This window comes from Pseudomonas sp. CIP-10 (genome assembly GCF_020911845.1).
GTDB classification, from domain to species: Bacteria; Pseudomonadota; Gammaproteobacteria; order Pseudomonadales; family Pseudomonadaceae; genus Aquipseudomonas; species Aquipseudomonas alloputida.
In genome coordinates, this window is the sequence record NZ_CP087160.1 from 433,872 (window position 1) to 452,249 (window position 18,378).

Below are 18,378 nucleotides of genomic sequence, written 5' to 3' on the forward strand. Positions count from 1 at the left end.
TGGCCGGCGTATGCAGTACCTTTTGTGGGAGCGGCCTTGTGTCGCGAAAGGGCTGCAAAGCAGCCCCAAAGGCTCATGCCTCACCACCGGTGTTACACTGTCGGCCACATAGCCTGAATATAAAGAGGGGAGGCCAGGCTGTACCGCAGCCTGTAGCCTCCCCGAGCGTTTCTGGACTAAGCATGAGAATACTGATCATTGGCCCCAGCTGGGTCGGCGACATGGTGATGGCGCAGACCCTGTTCCAGTGCCTGAAACAGCAGCACCCCGACTGCGTGATCGACGTGCTGGCCCCTGAATGGAGCCGGCCGATCCTCGAACGCATGCCTGAAGTGCGTCAGGCCTTGAGCTTCCCGCTCGGTCACGGCGCGCTGGAGCTGGCCACACGTCGGCGCATCGGCAAGTCCCTGGCCGGCCAGTACGACCAGGCTATCCTGCTGCCCAACTCGCTCAAGTCGGCGCTGGTGCCCTTTTTTGCCGGCATTCCCAAACGCACCGGCTGGCGCGGTGAAATGCGCTTCGGCCTGCTGAACGATGTGCGCAAGCTGGACAAGGCCCGCTATCCGCTGATGATCGAGCGCTTCATGGCCCTGGCTTACGCACCCGGCGCCGAGCTGCCGCAGCCATACCCGCGCCCCAACCTGCAGATCGAAGCGCAAAGCCGTGACGCCGCCCTGGCCAAGTTCGGCCTGGAACTGGACCGTCCGGTACTGGCGCTGTGCCCTGGCGCCGAGTTTGGCGAAGCCAAGCGCTGGCCGGCAGAGCACTATGCCGCTGTGGCCGATGCGATGATTCGCCAAGGCTGGCAAGTGTGGCTGTTCGGCTCGAAGAACGATCACCCGGTTGGTGAGCAGATCCGCGACCGGCTGATTCCGGGGTTCCGTGAAGAGTCGTCCAACCTGGCCGGTGAGACCTCGCTGGCCGAGGCCATCGACCTGATGTCCTGCGCCCATGCCGTGGTGTCCAACGATTCCGGTCTGATGCACGTGGCCGCTGCGCTGAACCGTCCGTTGGTGGCGGTGTACGGCTCGACTTCACCCGGCTTCACCCCACCGCTGGCCGAACAGGTGGAAGTGGTGCGCACCGGTATCGAGTGCAGCCCGTGCTTTGACCGCACCTGTCGCTTCGGCCATTACAATTGCCTGCGTCTGCTGGAACCGGGCAAAGTGATTGCCGCCCTGCACAGCCTCAGCGGACCGGACCTGATCGATACCGTGGCCGAGGTCGACTAAGTGCGGGTACTGATCATCAAGACCTCGTCGCTGGGGGATGTCATCCACACCCTGCCGGCGCTTACCGATGCCGCCCATGCCATTCCCGGCATCCGTTTCGATTGGGTGGTGGAAGAAGGCTTCGCCGAAATCCCCAGTTGGCACCCCGCGGTCGACCAGGTCATCCCGGTGGCGATCCGTCGCTGGCGCAAGAACCTTTGGCAAACCATCAAGAGTGGCGAGTGGAAGGCGTTCAAGCAGCGCGTGCGCGAGCGCAAGTACGACCTTGTGATCGACGCCCAGGGCCTGGTCAAGTCGGCCTGGTTGACCCGTTACGTGAAGGCACCCGTAGCCGGCCTGGATCGCTACTCGGCGCGCGAAGGCTGGGCCAGCCGCTTCTACGACCGGCCTCTGTCGGTCGCTACCGGCCAGCACGCGGTGGAGCGGGTACGCCAACTGTTTGCCATGGCCCTGGCCTATGACCTGCCAGAAGGCATCGGCAACTACGGCCTGGACCTCGACCGCCTGCAACTGCCCCCGGCTGCGCCCTATGTGGTGTTCCTGCATGGCACCACCTGGGCGACCAAGCATTGGCCCGAAGCCTACTGGCGCGAACTGGCCGAGCGCATGGGCCGGCGCAAGCTGGAAGTGCGCCTGCCTTGGGGTAATCCGGCTGAGAAGGCGCGGGCCGAGCGAATTGCCCAAGGCTTGAACAACTGCCAGGTGCTCCCCAAATTGAACCTTGCCGGCGTCGCTCGTGTTCTGGCGGCGGCAAAGGCCTGCGTGGCGGTCGATACCGGCCTTGGCCACCTGGCGGCGGCACTCGATGTGCCCACCCTTTCGCTGTTTGGCCCAACCAACCCGGGCCTGACTGGCGCCTACGGACGGACCCAGATTCACCAGGCCAGTGACTGGCCTTGCGCTCCCTGCCTGCAGAAGAAGTGCACCTACAAACCGAGCGCCGATGACCTGGCCCGGTTCGATCTGAAACGCGAGTGGCCACTGTGCTTCACTCGCCTGAATCCCGAGCATGTGGCGAGCCGCTTGAGCGCGTTGCTGCTGGCTGAGGATGTCCGTTGATGCAACTGGCTTTCGTGCTTTACAAATATTTCCCCTTCGGCGGGCTGCAGCGCGATTTCATGCGCATTGCCCTGGAATGCCAGAAGCGGGGCCACCAGATCCGTGTGTATACGCTGATCTGGGAGGGTGACATTCCGCCGGGCTTCGAAGTGCTGGTGGCGCCGGTGAAGGCGATCTTCAACCACCGCCGCAACGAGAAGCTCAGCGCCTGGATGGCCGCCGACCTGGCCAAGCGCCCAGTCGACCGCCTGATCGGCTTCAACAAGATGCCGGGGCTGGACGTGTACTACGCCGCCGACGGCTGCTTCGAGGACAAGGCGCAGACCCTGCGCGGTGGCCTGTACCGCCGCTGGGGCCGCTACCGGCACTTTGCCGAGTACGAGCGTGCGGTGTTCGCCAAGGACGCCCATACCGAAGTGCTGATGATTTCCGAAGTGCAGCAGCCGCTGTTCATCAAGCATTACGGCACCCCAGTAGAACGCTTCCACCTGCTGCCGCCAGGCATTTCCCAGGATCGCCGTGCGCCGGCCAATGCCGCCGAGATCCGCGCTGAGTTCCGCAAGGAATTCAACCTGGGGGATGACGACCTGCTGCTGGTGCAGATTGGCTCAGGCTTCAAGACCAAAGGTGTGGACCGCAGCCTCAAGGCACTGGCCGCGCTGCCGTCGGCCCTGCGCAAACGCACCAGGCTGATGGTGATCGGCCAGGACGACCCCAAGGTATTCCAGCTGCAAAGCGCTACCCTGGGTCTGGGCGACCAGGTGCAGTTCCTCAAGGGCCGTAGCGACATCCCGCGCTTCCTGCTGGGCGCCGACCTGCTGATTCACCCGGCGTACAACGAGAATACCGGTACGGTGCTGCTCGAAGCGTTGGTCGCCGGCTTGCCGGTGCTGGTGTCCAAGGTGTGCGGCTATGCCCACTACATTGCCGAGGCCGACAGCGGCCTGGTGCTGGACGAGCCGTTCGAACAAGAGCAGCTCAACGGCTATCTGCAGCGCATGCTCGAAGACCCGCAGGCGCGTGCCAGCTGGTCGCGCAATGGCTTGGCATTTGCCGATAGCGCCGATCTGTACAGCATGCCGCAGCATGCTGCCGACGTGATCCTGGGGCAAAAAACCGCATGAAGCTGATATTGGCCGAACCCTTCAAACGCCTGTGGGCCGGGCGTGATGCCTTCGACGCCGTGGAGGCGCTGCAAGGCGAGGTCTATCGCGAGCTGGAAGGGCGCCGCACGCTGCGCACCGAAGTGGCTGGCGAGGGCTTTTTCGTCAAGATCCACCGTGGCATCGGCTGGGGCGAGATTTTCAAGAACCTGTTCACCGCCAAGCTGCCGGTGCTCGGTGCCGGCCAGGAGTGGAAGGCCATCCAGCGCCTGCACGAGGTGGGTGTGCCTACCATGACCGCAGTCGCCTATGGCGAGCGTGGCAGCAACCCGGCCGCGCAGCACTCGTTCATCATCACTGAAGAGCTGGCGCCGACCATCAGCCTGGAAGACTTCAGCATCGACTGGGTCAAACAGCCGCCTGAGCCGCGCCTGAAGCGTGCACTGATCGCCGAGGTGGCGAAGATGACTGGCGGGATGCACCGCGCCGGGGTCAACCACCGCGATTGCTACATCTGCCATTTCCTGCTGCACACCGACCGACCGGTGACGGCGGATGACTTCAAACTGTCGGTGATCGACCTGCACCGCGCGCAAACCCGTGCCAGAATCAGCCGCCGCTGGCGCGACAAGGACCTGGCTGCGCTGTACTTTTCGGCCCTGGACATTGGCCTGACCCAACGCGACAAGCTGCGCTTCCTGCGCGGTTACTTCCAGCGTCCGCTGCGGCAGGTGCTGAAGGACGAAGCCGCGCTGCTCGCCTGGTTGGAGCGCAAGGCCCAGAAACTCTACGATCGCAAGCAACGCTATGGGGACGCACTCTGATGGCGAGTTGGACACTGGCGCCGGGGTACGAACACCTGGCGGCGGACTTCGGCAGCCTCGACGCGGTGTTCGCCCTCCAGGGCGAACGGCTGACCCGCGACCCGCTCAGTGAGGTGGTACGCATCGAGCGTGACGGGATCAACTACTACGTCAAGCGCTACACCGGGGCCGGCAAGCACATGCGCCGGTACCTGGGGCGGCCACGCATCAAGGCCGAATGGCAAAACCTCAAGCAGTTCGCCAAATGGGGTATTCCCACTGCCGAAGTCGTGGCCTGGGGCCTGGAGCGCAACGGCCTGGCCTTTGGCCGTGGCGCTATGATCACCCGTGAGCTGCCGCACACCGAAGACCTGTCGGCCCTGGCCGATAACAACGATGCGCGCTTGGCCGACCGCAGCTGGGTCGACCATGTCAGCCGTCAACTGGCGCGCCATACCCGGGTCATGCACCAACACCGCTTTGCCCATAACGACCTGAAGTGGCGCAACCTGCTGGTCGATGACCAAGGCACGCTATTCTTCATCGACTGCCCCACCGGCGACTTCTGGCGCGGTTTCATGTGGCGCCACCGGATGATCAAGGACCTGGCATGCCTGGACAAAGTGGCCAAATACCACCTGTCAGCTACCCAGCGCCTGCGCTTCTACCTGCAATACCGTGGCCGCGACCGGCTGAATGTGCGTGACAAGAAGCGCATTCATCGGGTACTGGGCTTTTTCGAGGGAAGGGAATGACCGATTACCTGGCCAGCGCGGACCTCGCGCTGCTCAAGCGCCATGGCCTGGACAACTTCGAGGCACTGTGGGCGCTGCAACTTGATGCTGTGGACGAACCCAACACCGGCCGTGGTGGCTGGAGCAGCGTCTTCCGTCTGGAACTCGAAGGCAAGGGCTACTACCTCAAGCGCCAGAGCGACTACCTGACCCGTACCTTGCACCGGCCGTTCGGCGAGCCCACCTTCGCCCGCGAATTCCGCAACATCAGTCGCTACCAGAAGCTGCGCATTCCGGCATTGCAGGCGGTGTTCTACGGCGAGCGCAAGCAGGGCGGCAAGCACCGGGCTATCCTGATGACCCGCGCTCTGGACGAATGGGCCGACCTCGACAGCCTGCTGGCGCAGTGGCCGCGGTTGGGTGAAGCCGAGCGCACTGGCATCCTGCAGGCCTGCGGTCAGCTGGCACGCACCCTGCACAGCGCCGGCCAGGTGCATGGTTGCTTCTACCCCAAGCACATTTTCCTGCGTCAACGCCGTGAGGGTTGGGACGCGCAATTGATCGACCTGGAAAAGACCCGGCCGCTGCTGTTCGGCATGCGTGACCGCCTCAAGGACCTGGAGCCGCTGCTGCGCCGCGCGCAAGCCTGGCGCGTGCCGGATGTACGTACTTTGCTGGCGACCTACCTGGGGCAGCCGGCTGACGGCGCGCTGGTCGACACCTGGCTGCAACGGCTGACGCAACGCCGTCGTGAAAAAGAGGCTCGCTGATGCGTTTGTCTGAACTGAAGGATGCCGGGCGCAGCCCGACGCTGCCCCTGAGTATCACGTTGGTTGATGCCGCCGGCAGTGCCGACTTGCAACTGCTCACCCTGCTGCGTGTGCTGCCGGGCCAGCGTTATGTGGGCGCTGGTGTCTGGCGTGGCACACCGGTGCTGGCGAAGCTGCTGGTCGGTGGTAACGCCGCGCGGCATTTCCAGCGCGAACTGCAGGGTGTGAAGTTGCTGGCCGAACAAGGCCTGACCACACCGACGCTACTGGCCGACGGCCTCAAGGAAGGCGAGGGCGGCTGGCTGCTGTTCGAGTTCCTTGACGGTGCCCAAAGCCTGGCCGATGCCTGGGCCGCAGTGGAAAACCTGCCAGTGCTGGCGGACGAGCAGCACCTGGTACTGGGCGAAGCGCTCACGGCTGTGGCGCACATGCACGCTCAAGGCCTTTGGCAGGAAGACCTGCACCTGGACAACCTGCTGCGCCATGCCGGCAAGCTGTACCTGATCGACGGTGCGGGCATCAGGGCGGAAACACCCGGTCAGCAGTTGTCGCGTCCACGCGTGCTGGAAAACCTCGGGGTGTTCTTCGCCCAGTTGCCCAAGCGCCTGGAGCCGTTCATCGAAGAGCTGCTGGTGCATTACCTGCTGGCCAATGCCGAGCATGCGTTGCCGCTGGAAGCCCTGCAGAAACAGGTGGACAAGGTGCGCCACTGGCGGCAGAAGGACTATCTGGACAAGGCTGGCCGCGAGTGCAGCCTGTTCAGCGTCCAGCGCACCCTCTCGGGCTTGCAGGCGATCCGCCGCAGTGAGGTCCAGGCCATGCAGCCTGTACTGGATCAGGCCGATGCGCTGATCGACAAGGGCCATTTGTACAAGACCGGTGGCGCTGCCAGCGTGGCGCGCATCGAGGTCAATGGTCGCCCGTTGGTGATCAAGCGCTACAACATCAAGAACACCGCACATTGGTTCAAGCGCTTCTGGCGCCCGAGCCGGGCCTGGCATTCCTGGATTGAAGGCCACCGCCTGGAATTCCTCGACATCGCCACGCCACGCCCCCTCGCGGTGCTGGAGCAGCGGGTGCTGGGCCTGCGCAGCCGTGCTTACCTGGTCACCGAGTATGTCGACGGCCCGGACCTGACGGCATGCTTCGCGCCCTACGTCGAAAGCGGCGATGCGCCCGAGGAGCAGGTGGATGCTTTGGTGCACGTGATGCAGCAGCTGATTCGCGAACGCATCAGCCACGGCGACTTCAAAGGCCATAACCTGTTCTGGCACAACGGCCAGTGGTCGCTGATCGACCTCGATGCCATGTGCCAGCACGCCACCCAGCTCAGCTTCGCACCGGCCTATGCCCGTGATCGGGCGCGGCTGCTGCGCAACTGGCCCAATGGCAGTGCCTTGCATCAGCGGCTGGACCGGCTGTTGCCAAAACTGGTCGACTGAGGCCGCCGGTTCCGGCTGTCAGTGGGCCGGCGGTGGTTGATCTGGCAATGTCAGCCAGTCACTGCTGCGCCCTGCCTGACGAACGCGTATCAGCCACTGGCCGTTTTCGTGGCGCAGCACCGCCCACGGCACCACGCCGGCGTTGCTGGCAACGGCAATCTGCAAGTGGTAATGATCCGGCAGCAAGTGGCGGCGCACAGGCAACTGCCCGTCCTTGAGCGCCAGGTACAGCTGATCGTCAGCTTGAAAAAGCCCTTGTTCGATGTTTACCGGCAGGCCGTCCACAGGCGTTTGCAGATAGCAGTCCTGCAGTAATTGTGTCAGGTCGGGCAGCCCGTCGTACCAGAGCACCGGTGAGTCGATGACCCACTGCCCGTCGGCTTTGCGCTTGAGCGGTTGCTGCAGATAGGCATCTGGCTGGTCAGGGTCGATGGCTCGCCAGCGGTAGCCGTCGAAGCTGACCCGGTAATAGCGGTTGTCGTTGTCCTTGACGAAGTACAGCGATTGCCCACCAAACGCCGAGCTTTGCTCGTAGACACCTTCACCGTAGATACCGTCTATGCGATAGCGCAGGCTGCTGCTGCCCGGTTGTACCTGGAGGCGTGCGGGCAGCGGCAGTGGCGGTTGTTTGGGGATCCCGCGCAGGGATCGGCGCAGCACTCTGGAACCCAGAAAACTGGTTCCCGCATCGTTGATGTGGCTAAGCGCCTGATAGGCATGCCGTATCACCCCTTCGACATCCTCTTGCTTGAAGGCCTCGGCGCCGTCCCAGATATCGATTGCCATGCGGCCGATCGACAGCACCAGCAGCGCACGGTTCGGCAGCAGCAGGCTGATGAAGTCCAGTAAGCGCCAGCTCAGCGCCATGACCGACTCCACATTCACTTCCCTGGTCGTCATGCTTTCGGCATCGGCCTGAGCGATCAGCGCCCGGGCTTCGGCCATGTAGTAGACGAAGAACAGGTCGTCCTTGATCTCGGGTGTCGTCAAATGTGTGCTCATGCGACCCTTCTCCAGCAGCCGCTCCACCGTGGCGGCAGGCAGCAATGGCAGGCGCTGGGCTACGTATGCTCTCAACGTGGGCTGTTGGCGCAATGTGCGAAGCAGTTCGCGGGTCGTGCGAAAACGGCGCCAGGCCCTGCGGTCCGGGGCATCCGGGGTGTACAGCACGCATGCCGGAGACTTGTAGGGGAGGCTGTTGAGCAGAAGCACGCCCTGCAGGGTATGGCCCATGATGTTCAACTGCCGAACAGTGACCGGGTAGCCTGCTACTGGCGCACGCAAGGCATTGTGTGGTTGGTCCAGCACTGCGCGCACCCAGTTGTAGCCATGTTCGAAAGGGTCTTCGCCAAAGTGTCCGGCGTAGCGCGCCTTCACGGCTTCAGCGTGCATGCGTGCATGGTTGACCTTGCTGTGCGCAGTCAGGCGCCATTTGCCTGCTCTGGAACTGATCAGTTGGGTGTGCAGGTACTTTGCGTAGCTGTCACCCACGTTCAGTTCCCGGACCATGTGCTTGACATACTGCGGCGTGAGCCCGGCGGGCATGGCTTTGCCGTGGGCATGGATCACCCGGGCAGTCAGCCAGTAGTCGGTATCGAACCACGGCAAGTTCTTGAGGGCGATCTCTTCGAGGGTGTTGATTTCCTCGACCATCTCCACCATCTCGTGGCCCACGCGTCGCATGCCTACATAGGTGACATAGGATGAGAGGGCGAAGGGATGCATGATGGCGCCCGTGCGGCGGGCGCGTACGACCACGATCTTGATCTCGCGAGGATCTGTGTCGTACCCCAGGTCATGGCTCAGGCGCTCGCGAAGGCGTGCGTTGGCCCAGGCCAGCAGGCTATTGCGTTGTTTGAAGTCGTTAAGGCTCAGCACTCCCGGGGCAGCAGCCTGCTCGGCGATTGCCACCAGCGTTTGCATGGCCTGCATCATATGGCTCAGGCCTTGCGCAGATGTATTGCGCAGCCAGTTGGGCAGATTCTTCTCAAGCAATTGAGAGTAGCGTGTTTGCAGGATGGGTTTGGCGCCGACTTCGGGCCATAGCGCCAGGGCTTTATGTATTCGGGTGTGCTGGTCGGGTGAGCCGTTGCTCCACAAGCCGGTGTCACTCAGGCGTTGGCGTTGGGCTTCTATCACGCTGTCGATCTGGGCCTCCAGCAGGCTGTCGGCGTACCAGTCATAGCGCAGGCGCTGTGACCGGCGAGCGCGGTCTGCCTGCGCGTCAGAGTACAGCTGCAGCAGCGGTCTGCTCTGGAGGGGGGCTTCTAGGCGTTCGCAAAGCTCTAAATGCAGTGCGGCAAGGGAGTCGAAGGCCTCTATGCCTTGTGACAGGCTGCACAGCAAAGCAGCGCCTGCGGCATCCTGAGGCGTGAGCATAGGGCCTTCGGCGGTACCGGCAACGATGATCAGTGTGCCTGGCAGGTAGCTTCGCCAGTTGGGCCGTAGGCCTTCCAGCAGAACGCGGTAGACCTGTGGCCTTTTGGCCAGGGGCATATGCCTGCGCTGGGAGGGTAGTGGCTGTTGCAGGCAGGCCCATAGTTGATCGGCTGAGCGGTAGCCCAAGGTCTCGTCGCCCAGGCGCAGTTCAACCTCGGCCAGCATCAGCGCCTTGCGCAGTGCCAGCAGCTTTTGTCTGGGGGTTTCGCCTTGCTCATCGGCCGTGGTCCAGAAGCTGGCCAGTTCGCCGTGCAGCCAGGTGCGCGTGTCGGGGTTGATGGGGTGTTGAAGGTCGAGGGTCGGAAGGCCGTCGAGCAAGTCACCGATTTGTCGGTCGATCTGTTCCAGTTGTTCGAGGGGGCGCATGGGGCGGTTCCTTGGTTGAGGAAAACCCCATGCTTGGCAATACCTGCGGTTGCGGGGTGGTAGCGGGCTAGCGCCCCCGACGCCAGAGCAGCCCGCGTAGGCTCAGCAGGGCCGGCAGGCCCAGGCCGGCCCATGCCAGAACGTCCCAGCCACCGTCGCCGAGCAGTGCGGCGAACAGGCCCAGAAAGCCAAGCAGGGCAATCAACGCTGGCCAGGCGAAGAGGCGCGCAGTGGGTTGCGACCTGTGGCTCATGCGCGTGCCTCCCTGGGTTTGCGCTGCTTGCCCCACCACAGGTAGAGGCCGCTGCCGAGCACGATGATTGTCAGCACGTCCAGTAACGCCCAGAGGATCTGCATCGGTCGCCCGCCGTAATCGCCGAAATGCAGTGGCTGCGACAGGCCCATGGCATCCATGTACCAGGGACGGTTGCCGACGGCAGTCACTTCAAGGGTGCGAGCATCGATCAGTACTGGCGTGAACAGGTGCGAACTCAGGTGGGTGGCACCGTTCATGAACACCGCATAGTGGTGCTCGCTGGAGAAACGCGTGCCAGGAAACGCGATGAAGTCCGGGCGCATGCCGGGTGCGGCCCGCTCGGCAATGTCCAGCAGGCGAGAGGCTGGGGCGCGCTCGACGAGCGGCGGGGCGTCGCGGTAGGGGGCAACCATCGCAGCCAGGCTGTCGTTGCGCCAGGCTGCGATGACCAGGTCGGACAGGGCACTGATTACCCCGGTCACGCTCACCGTCAATGCCCAGGCCAGGGTGACCACGCCGATCAGGTTGTGCAGGTCGAGCCAGCGCAGGCGGCGGGACTTCTTGTGGCGTACGGTGCCGAATTCCAGGCGGCGCATGAACGGCGCATAGAGCACGGTGCCGGAGACAATCGCGACAATGAACAATACGCCCATGAAGGCCAGCAGCAGCTTGCCCGGCAGGCCTGCGAACATGTCCACATGCAGGCGCAGCATCACCATCATGAAACCGCCGTTGGCGGCCGGCATGGCCACCGCCTCGCCGGTGCGTGCATCGAGCATGAAGGTGTGCGACAGGTTGGGGTCGGTGCCGGCGGTGGCGGCGGTAATGGCGACTACGCCGTTGGGCTCGTCTTCATCGTAGCCGAAGTACTGCATGACCTCGCCGGGGCGATGTTGTTCGGCCTTGAGCACCAGTTGTTGCAGGTCGAGGTGCGGGGTGCCTGCCGGCATTTCACGCAGTTCAGGGGCGTCGCCTAGCAGGTGTTCGAGTTCGTGGTGGAAGATCAGCGGCAGGCCGGTGACTGCCAGCAACAGCAGGAACAGGGTACAGACCAGGCTGCTCCAGGTGTGGATCAAGGACCAGCGGCGGATGGTGGGGCTCTTCATCACGGTACCGATTGTTGTCGGTTGGAACCCGGGGCCGCAAGGCGGCCCCAGCTCACTCAGAACTTGTAAGTGGCGCTGGCGACAACGCTGCGCTCATCGCCGTAGTAGCAGTAGTACGCGTCACAAGTAGAGAGGTAGTCCTTGTTCAGCAGGTTGGTGGCGGTGACCGCGACCGACGCGCCCTTCAGGCTGCCGTTCAGGCGACCCAGGTCGTAATGCACCGACCCGTCGAAGACGGTGTAGGCCTTGGCCTTGCCCAGGTAGGTATTGCCTTGGTCGCCGTAGGTATTACCGGTATAACGCGCGCCCAGGCCGATGCCGAAGCCGTCGAGCACGCCCGAGTGCCAGGTATAGTCGCCCCAGATGGACGCTTGCTGGTTAGGCATCAGTTGCAGGCGGTTACCTTTGAAATCGCCATCCTGCACCTCGGACTTGGCCAGGGTGTAGGCGGCAATCACCTTCAGGTTGTCGGTCACATCGGAAACCGCTTCCAGTTCAAGGCCGCGGACTTTCACTTCACCGGTCTGGCTGGTGATGGTCACACCACCGACCGTATTGGTGACCGAGACGTTTTTCTGAGTCAGGTCGTACACGGCTGCCGACAACAGGGTGTTGGACCCCGGTGGCTGATACTTCACGCCCAGCTCCCACTGCTTGCCTTCGGTGGGTTTGAACGAGTCCGAGGCCGACACACTGGCATTGCTGGACGGCTGGAACGACTCGGCATAGGACAGGTACGGCACGAAGCCCGAGTCGAACACGTAGCTGATGGCTGCGTTGCCGCTGAACTTCTTGTCCCGCTGGGTATTGGTGGCATCGCCCTGGTTGAAGAACTTGGTGCCGGTGTGCACCCAGTCTTCACGACCGCCCAGGGTCAGGCGCCAGTTACCAAGCGCCATCTGGTCCTGCACATACAGGCCAGTCTGACGGGTTTTCTGGTTGTAGTCGTAAAACGCGGTCGAGCGATCCGGGCGAGTGATCGGCAGCCCGTAGACCGGGTTGTTGACGTTGCTGTCCGGCACGGTGAAGTCGAAGATCGACAGGTAGTTGGTGTTGATGCGCTGGTGGTCCAGACCGATCAACAGCGTGTGGTTGATGTCCCCGGTAGCGAAGTCCGCCTGGAAGTTGTTGTCCACCGCGAACTGGCTGATGTCTTCATCGGTGTTGGTGGACATGCGGCTGACAGTGCCATCGTCTTTGACCGGGCCGCCGGGCTCGTAGTAACTGCCAGGGGTGATGGTCTGGAACGACAGGTCTGACTTGGTGTAGCGCAGGTTCTGGCGGAACTGCCAGACGTCGTTGATGCGGTGTTCGAAGGCGTAACCCAGCGCGTAGTAAGTACGGTCGTAGAACTCGTAATCCGGGTCACCCAGGTTCTTGTGGTGCGAGATCTTGCCGAACGGCATGTCGATCTTGGTGCCCTGGATGGGCCGGAATTGGCTGGTGGCACCGGTATCGTCACGGGTGAACTGGGTCAGGAAGGTCAGCGTCGTGTCTTCGTCAATGTTCCAGGTCAGGCTTGGGGCAATGTTGTAGCGCTTGTTGTCGATGTGGTCGATCTGGGTGCCACTGTCACGGATAACGCCACTGACGCCATAGAGAAAGCGACCTTCATCGTCGATCTTGCCGGTGCTTGCGAAGTTGATCTGGCGATGGTTGTCGCTGCCGTATTGAAGCTCGATTTCGTGAGCGCTTTCCGCTTGCGGACGGCGGCTGACCATGTCCAGCAGGCCGCCAGGTGGGGTCTGGCCGTAGATCGAAGAGGCCGGGCCGCGCAGCAGGGCGAGGCGGTCGAGGTTCCAGGTTTCGGCTTTCGGGTTGGCGTACACGCCGCGTGGCAGCGGCAGCCCATCGAGGAATTGCGTTGGTTCGAAGCCGCGCACGCGCATCCAGTCATACCGCGTATCGCTGCCGAAGCTGGCGGAGACGATACCTGGCATATAGCGCACTGCATCATCCAGGCTGTGTACACCGCGGTCTTTCATTTGCTCGCGGGTGGCCACAGAGATGGAGCGGGGGACTTCCACAAGTGCCGTGTCAGTCTTGGTGCCAGCAGCAGTGCGCTTGGCCACGTAGCCCTCAACCGGGCCCCAGGCGCTTTCGCTGGCGCTGGTGGCATTCACGGTGGTTTCCGGCAAGGCCAGTGTGCCATCCGGCACGGCCACCAGGCTGTAGCTGCCCGCACTGCTCTGCTGCAACTGCAGGCCGGTACCGCTCAGGGCGGCTTGCAGGGCGCCCAGGCCGTCGTATTGGCCGCTTACCGGGGCCGAGGTGCGTCCGCTGACCAGTGCCGGGTCGATGGCCAAGGCAATGCCGGCCTGACTGGCGATCTGGTTGAGGGTGGTGGCCAGTGGCGCGCTGGGCAGGTTGTAGGCGCGCGACATGGATTGCTCGGCGGCGAACAAGGCAGGGCTGGTCAGCGGGGCCGCCAGGCCGATGGCCAGGGCCATCAGGCTGGGGCGCAGAATATGATCAACGGCACGGGACATGCGGCGGTTCCTCGACGGGTAAGTGCTTGCTGCTTCCTTGCCGAGCGAGATCTGAAAAGTGACAGGGTGAATCTGAAAAATATTGAGAATTATTTAAAAGGTGGTTTGCCAGCACCGGCCTCTTCGCGGGTGAACCCGCTCCTACGACGACCCCGATGTGTGCCCACCACCGTGGTAGGAGCGGGTTTACCCGCGAATACGGTGGTGGCGGCAACGGTGAACGGCGGGTGGAAATTGGCCAGCAGGCCCGGCCTATTTGGAAGTGACGTTCACCCACCACTGCGTATGCCGCTCGATCTTCACCGGCAACGCCGGCACCAGCGAGGTCAGCGCCAGGTCGGTGTTGGTCAGCGGGAAGCTGCCGGTCACACGCAGGTCGGCGACCTTGGCATCCACTCCGAGGTAGCCGCTGCGGTACTGGCCCAGTGTGGCGAGCAGGTCGCCCAGGCGTACGTTGTCGACCACCAGCATGCCGCGGGTCCAGGCATCGGCACCGGCAGGCACCGTGCCAACCTCGCCTAGGCCGTTGGCGTTCATCAACACCTGCTGGCCTTCGCGCAGCACCTGTTCGTCGCCGCTGTTATGCGGCATGGCGGCGACCGAGGCTTGCAGCACTTCCAGGCGCGTACCGCCGGCTTCGCGGCGCACCAGGAAGCGCGTGCCCAGTGGCCGCAAACGACCGTCCTCAGTGCGTACCAGCAGCGGGCGCGAGTCCTGGTGGCCGGTTTCGACCGAGATTTCGCCTTGGTGCAGCACGATCACCCGTTGCGCGCCGGCGTAGTCGATGTCCACGGCGGTGTGGGTGTTCAGGCTCAGCAGTGTGCCGTCTTCCAGGCGCAAGGTACGCAACTCTCCCGTGGCGGTGCGCTGGTCAGCCAGCCAGTAGCTGGGTGCCAGCGACGGGGCGCCGCCCCATGCCAGCAGCGCGCCGAGGAGAAACGTGCCAGCCAGCCCGCCGCCAACCTTGCCAATGCGTCGCCGCAGGCTGGCGCGTGATTGCAGCAGCGCCTGGCGTGCCGGGCCAGCCGCCGCGCTAACGCGTTGGTCCATGGCGCCGAGCTGGCGCCAGGCACGTGCGTGCTCTTCGCTGGCGGCATGCCAGCGCATGAATTCATTGCGCTCATCAGGCGTGCTGCTGCTGTCGCCGAGGCTGAGTTTCCAGGCAATCGCGGCTTCCAGGACCCGGGACGAAACCGGGACGTTGCTCACGTCGGCTCCCCATACAGGGCTACATAGCACTGGCGCATCCCTTGGGCGATGTACTGGCGCACCCGCGACACCGAAACGCCAAGGCGCTCGGCAATCTCGGCATGGCCCATGCCGTCCAGGCGGCTGTGCAGAAACGCCGCGCGAGCCTTGCTCGACAGCTTGCCGAGCGGGCGGTCGATGGCTTTGAGGTCTTCAAGGATCAGGTGCTGCATTTCTGGCGAGGGCTGTTCGGCTTCAGGGATCAATGCCAGTTCGGCCAGGTAGGCTTGTTCCAGCGCGGTGCGACGGAAGTGGTCGAACATCAGCCCCTTGGCCACGGCGGCCAGAAACGCGCGGGGTTCGCGGGGTGTCTCCAGTTGCTCACGACCAAGCAGGCGCACGAAGGTGTCCTGGCTCAGGTCTTCGGCACGTTGGCGGCAGGCCATGCTGCGTTGCAGCCAGGCGAGCAGCCAGCCGCGGTGGTCGCGGTACAGCGCACCGACCAGATCGGCGTGTGGGCTTTGTGCAGAAGACAAGCAGCGTCCCCCCGGAACGAATGCATTAACTAACGATAATTATTCTCGATTGTTGCAGAGGGGAGGGGGTGGGTGCAATGGACGCTTATCGGATTGCCATCATGGGGCTTGGTTTGAGTTATGTGGCGCCGGTGGGATCGAGCTTGCTCGCGATGCGCCGCACGGGCGGCGCTCGATCTCACCGGCGCTGCAAATCCCACGCCCTACAAACCATGACTCTGCATCTTGCGCCGTCGCCACCCGCGCAACCGTTGCTCCAGCTGCAGCGGGCTGTCCAGCTGCTGGCGCCGGGCCTGGCTGAACAGGATCAGCGCAAGCTCTGCGGTCACCTGGGCATCGGCACTGGCATGATGGCGTTCTTCAACCTGCAAGCCAAACCGTGCCACCCAGTCATCCAGCCCGGCCTCGCGCAGTACCGTGTCTGGGTTGAGCATCGGTGCCAGTTCGGCAACGTCGAGGAACATTGACTGCAAGCGATGCCCAAGGGTCTCTTTCAGCGCACGGGCCAGCATGCGCTGGTCGAATGACGCGTGAAACGCCAGCACCGGGCTGTTGCCAATGAAATCGAGTAAATCCAGCAAGGCCTCGGCCGGGTCGCAACCGGCAGCCAATGCGCTGGGGCCCAAGCCGTGGATCAGTACGCTGGCGTTGGTCTTCTGCAAAGGCCGGTGCAATGTGCGTTCGAACTGCTGGGCAAAGTCGATGGCACCGTCTTCGATGGCCACCGCCCCAATCGACAGTACCTGATCACGGTTGGGGTTGAGCCCGCTGGTTTCCAGGTCCAGCACCACCCAGCGCTGCTCACGCAGGGTACATACCCCCAGCGGCACGGGCTTGGGCAACCGGGCCAGGCGCTGGCGCTTGGCGTGGTCCAGCTCGGGCGCGCTGGGGCGCAGCCAGGCGAACAGGCTCACAACTGGTACCTCAAGGCCAGGCTGCTTTGCAGGCGCTGGGCCTGGCGCAGCGACTCGCGCAGGATGCGCCGGTCCAGGTGGTTGAGGCTGTCCGGGTCGACCCGGTTGGAGTAAGGCAGGTTGTCGCGTATCTGGCGTTGGTGCTGCTGCATGCGGGTTTGCTGGATGAAGTGGTAGGCCTCTTCATAGGCGGCGCCGTCCAACGGTTCGATCACGCCCTTAGCTACGAGTTGGCGCAGGCGCTCCAGGGTATTGCAGGCAGCTATGCCATTGGCCAGGGCCAGCAAACGGGCACCATCCACGAAGGGCGTCAGGCCCTGGACCTTGAGGTCGAGGGTCGCCGCCTTGTCGTTGCCCTGGCGTGTCAGCACGAACTCGCGCAACCGGCCCACCGGCGGGCGTTGGCGCAGGGCGTTGTCAGCCATCATGCGCTGGAAGATGCGGTTGTCGGCTACCTGTGCCAGCAGGCCTTGGCGCAGCTGCTCGCAGCCTTGCTCGTCGCCCCACACCACCCGCAGGTCGAAGTAGATGCTCGAGCCCAACAGGTTCTCCGGGCTGGCTTCGCGAACAAACCCGGCAAAGCGTCGCGCCCACTCGCTGCGCGACAGGCACAGTTCGGGGTTGCCGGCCATGACGTTACCCATGCACAGGGTGAAACCGCACTGGGCCAGGCATTGGTTGATGTATTGCGCCAGCGGCAGCAGGCGAGCGCGGATCGCGTCGGCCTCGGCGCTGTCGACCGCTTCGAAGAGGATGCCGTTGTCCTGGTCGGTGTGCAGGGTCTGCTCGCGTCGCCCTTCGCTGCCAAAGCACAGCCAGCTGAACGGCACGCCCGGGTCGCCACGTTCGGCCAGGGCCAGTTCGATGACCCGGCACACGGTATGGTCGTTGAGCAAAGTAATGATCTGGGTGATCTGCGTCGACGATGCGCCATGGGCCAGCATGCGTTCTACAAGCTGGCTGATTTCGCCGCGCAGCGAAACCAGCGTATCCAGGCGTGGCGCATGGCGTATGGTGCGCGCCAGGTGAACCAGATCGACCCGTTGCAGGGAGAACAGGTCGCGCTCGGAAACCACCCCGCACAGGCGTCCGTTTTCCACCAGGCAGACATGGGCAATATGCCGCTCGGTCATGGCCATGGCGGCATCGAAGGCGCTGGCCTGGGGTGGGAGGTAGAACGGTTTGGCGGTCATGTGCCGGTCGATGGCGGCGCCCAGGTCGGCATCTACTGTCGCCACCACCTGGCGCAGGTCGCGCAAGGTGAAGATACCGATGGGGTAGCGCTGCGGGTCGACCACCACGATGCTGCCCACCTGTTGCTCGTGCATCAGCCGCACGGCTTCGCGCAGGGGCGTATGGGCGCTGCACACCACCGGGTGACGCATGGCCAGTTCACCCAGGGGGGTGTTCAGCGAGTATTGGGTGCCGAGGGTTTCCACCGCGCGCTGGCGTACTTGCTGATTGACCTGATCAAGCAGGCTGCTGACACCGCGCAGGGCAAAATCCCGAAACACTTCAGACATCGAGAACACGCGGATGAATGCGGCCTTGTTCAGTTGCAGGCAGAAGGTGTCTTCCCCGGCCAGGTGCTCGGTGCGGGTTGCCCGCTCACCCAGCAGGGCTGCCAGCGGGAAGCACTCCCCGCTGGTGATCTCGAACGTGGTTTCGACACCCGGTTTGGCCAGGTGCTGGCGCTCGCCAACCACGCGGCCCTGCTTGACGATGTAGAAGTGCTCGACCGGCCCGTCGGCAGGTTTGACGATGCTTTCACCGCAGGCGTAGAAGCGCAGCTGGCACTGCTCGACCAAGAAGGCCAGGTGGCTGTGCTCCATCTGATTGAACGGCGGAAAGCGCTGCAGGAACTGCAATGTGCCTTGGATGTTTTGCAGTACCGCTGTCTTGCCCGCCTGTCTGTAGGCGTCCTTTTTGCTCATGAAACTG

The 18,378-nt window shown here is 63.6% G+C and carries 15 protein-coding genes; 7 read left to right on the forward strand and 8 right to left on the reverse strand.

Annotated features, from left to right (window positions below; genetic code table 11):
* Window positions 1-182: 182 nt before the first annotated feature.
* From waaF to LMH93_RS01930, 7 genes are read left to right on the forward strand one after another with little or no spacing between them, the layout of a single operon-like run.
* Window positions 183-1,232 (forward strand): lipopolysaccharide heptosyltransferase II, encoded by a 1,050-nt coding sequence (gene waaF, locus LMH93_RS01900; protein WP_003255649.1) that lies wholly within the window; start codon window positions 183-185, stop codon window positions 1,230-1,232.
* Window positions 1,233-2,291 (forward strand): lipopolysaccharide heptosyltransferase I, encoded by a 1,059-nt coding sequence (waaC, locus tag LMH93_RS01905; RefSeq protein WP_003255648.1) that lies wholly within the window; start codon window positions 1,233-1,235, stop codon window positions 2,289-2,291. It begins immediately after the preceding gene.
* Window positions 2,291-3,415: a glycosyltransferase family 4 protein gene (locus LMH93_RS01910; protein WP_010951696.1), complete on the forward strand. Its 1,125-nt coding sequence runs from the start codon at window positions 2,291-2,293 to the stop codon at window positions 3,413-3,415. Before waaC ends, LMH93_RS01910 begins: the two co-directional genes overlap by 1 nt.
* Window positions 3,412-4,218: a lipopolysaccharide core heptose(I) kinase RfaP gene (rfaP, locus tag LMH93_RS01915; protein ID WP_003255644.1), complete on the forward strand. Its 807-nt coding sequence runs from the start codon at window positions 3,412-3,414 to the stop codon at window positions 4,216-4,218. The genes LMH93_RS01910 and rfaP overlap by 4 nt, the downstream gene beginning before the upstream one ends.
* The gene (locus tag LMH93_RS01920) at window positions 4,218-4,952 is read left to right on the forward strand and encodes a lipopolysaccharide kinase InaA family protein (protein ID WP_003255642.1); all 735 of its coding nucleotides are present in this window, start codon (window positions 4,218-4,220) and stop codon (window positions 4,950-4,952) included. Before rfaP ends, LMH93_RS01920 begins: the two co-directional genes overlap by 1 nt.
* Window positions 4,949-5,701: a lipopolysaccharide kinase InaA family protein gene (locus LMH93_RS01925; RefSeq protein ID WP_121782764.1), complete on the forward strand. Its 753-nt coding sequence runs from the start codon at window positions 4,949-4,951 to the stop codon at window positions 5,699-5,701. Before LMH93_RS01920 ends, LMH93_RS01925 begins: the two co-directional genes overlap by 4 nt.
* Window positions 5,701-7,143: a lipopolysaccharide kinase InaA family protein gene (locus LMH93_RS01930; RefSeq protein WP_230064799.1), complete on the forward strand. Its 1,443-nt coding sequence runs from the start codon at window positions 5,701-5,703 to the stop codon at window positions 7,141-7,143. Before LMH93_RS01925 ends, LMH93_RS01930 begins: the two co-directional genes overlap by 1 nt.
* A gap of 18 nt (window positions 7,144-7,161) precedes the next feature.
* On the opposite strand, the gene LMH93_RS01935 is transcribed toward LMH93_RS01930, so the two are convergent.
* The 8 genes from LMH93_RS01935 to LMH93_RS01970 all read right to left on the reverse strand — a co-directional run bounded on the left by LMH93_RS01935 (window position 7,162) and on the right by LMH93_RS01970 (window position 18,371).
* Window positions 7,162-9,948 carry a dermonecrotic toxin domain-containing protein gene (locus tag LMH93_RS01935; RefSeq protein ID WP_230064800.1) on the reverse strand — a complete coding sequence of 929 codons (2,787 nt, stop codon included), beginning with the start codon at window positions 9,946-9,948 and terminating at the stop codon, window positions 7,162-7,164.
* Between the two features lie 67 nt (window positions 9,949-10,015).
* A complete protein-coding gene (locus LMH93_RS01940; RefSeq protein WP_014860432.1) occupies window positions 10,016-10,201 on the reverse strand; it encodes a hypothetical protein in 186 nt (61 codons plus the stop codon).
* The gene (locus tag LMH93_RS01945; RefSeq protein WP_185279900.1) at window positions 10,198-11,310 is read right to left on the reverse strand and encodes a PepSY-associated TM helix domain-containing protein; all 1,113 of its coding nucleotides are present in this window, start codon (window positions 11,308-11,310) and stop codon (window positions 10,198-10,200) included. Before LMH93_RS01945 ends, LMH93_RS01940 begins: the two co-directional genes overlap by 4 nt.
* 56 nt (window positions 11,311-11,366) lie before the next feature.
* Window positions 11,367-13,799 carry a TonB-dependent siderophore receptor gene (locus tag LMH93_RS01950; RefSeq protein WP_003255632.1) on the reverse strand — a complete coding sequence of 811 codons (2,433 nt, stop codon included), beginning with the start codon at window positions 13,797-13,799 and terminating at the stop codon, window positions 11,367-11,369.
* 252 nt (window positions 13,800-14,051) lie between these two features.
* Complete coding sequence (locus LMH93_RS01955; protein ID WP_185279902.1) at window positions 14,052-15,008, reverse strand: FecR domain-containing protein; 957 nt, start codon at window positions 15,006-15,008, stop codon at window positions 14,052-14,054.
* Complete coding sequence (locus LMH93_RS01960) at window positions 15,005-15,523, reverse strand: RNA polymerase sigma factor (RefSeq protein ID WP_230064801.1); 519 nt, start codon at window positions 15,521-15,523, stop codon at window positions 15,005-15,007. The genes LMH93_RS01955 and LMH93_RS01960 overlap by 4 nt, the downstream gene beginning before the upstream one ends.
* Window positions 15,524-15,726: 203 nt before the next feature.
* A complete protein-coding gene (locus LMH93_RS01965; RefSeq protein WP_004577114.1) occupies window positions 15,727-16,437 on the reverse strand; it encodes a 3'-5' exonuclease in 711 nt (236 codons plus the stop codon).
* Entirely contained in the window at window positions 16,434-18,371 is a 1,938-nt protein-coding gene (locus LMH93_RS01970; protein WP_185279903.1) for a putative nucleotidyltransferase substrate binding domain-containing protein, read from the reverse strand. The genes LMH93_RS01965 and LMH93_RS01970 overlap by 4 nt, the downstream gene beginning before the upstream one ends.
* Between the last annotated feature and the right edge of the window lie 7 nt (window positions 18,372-18,378).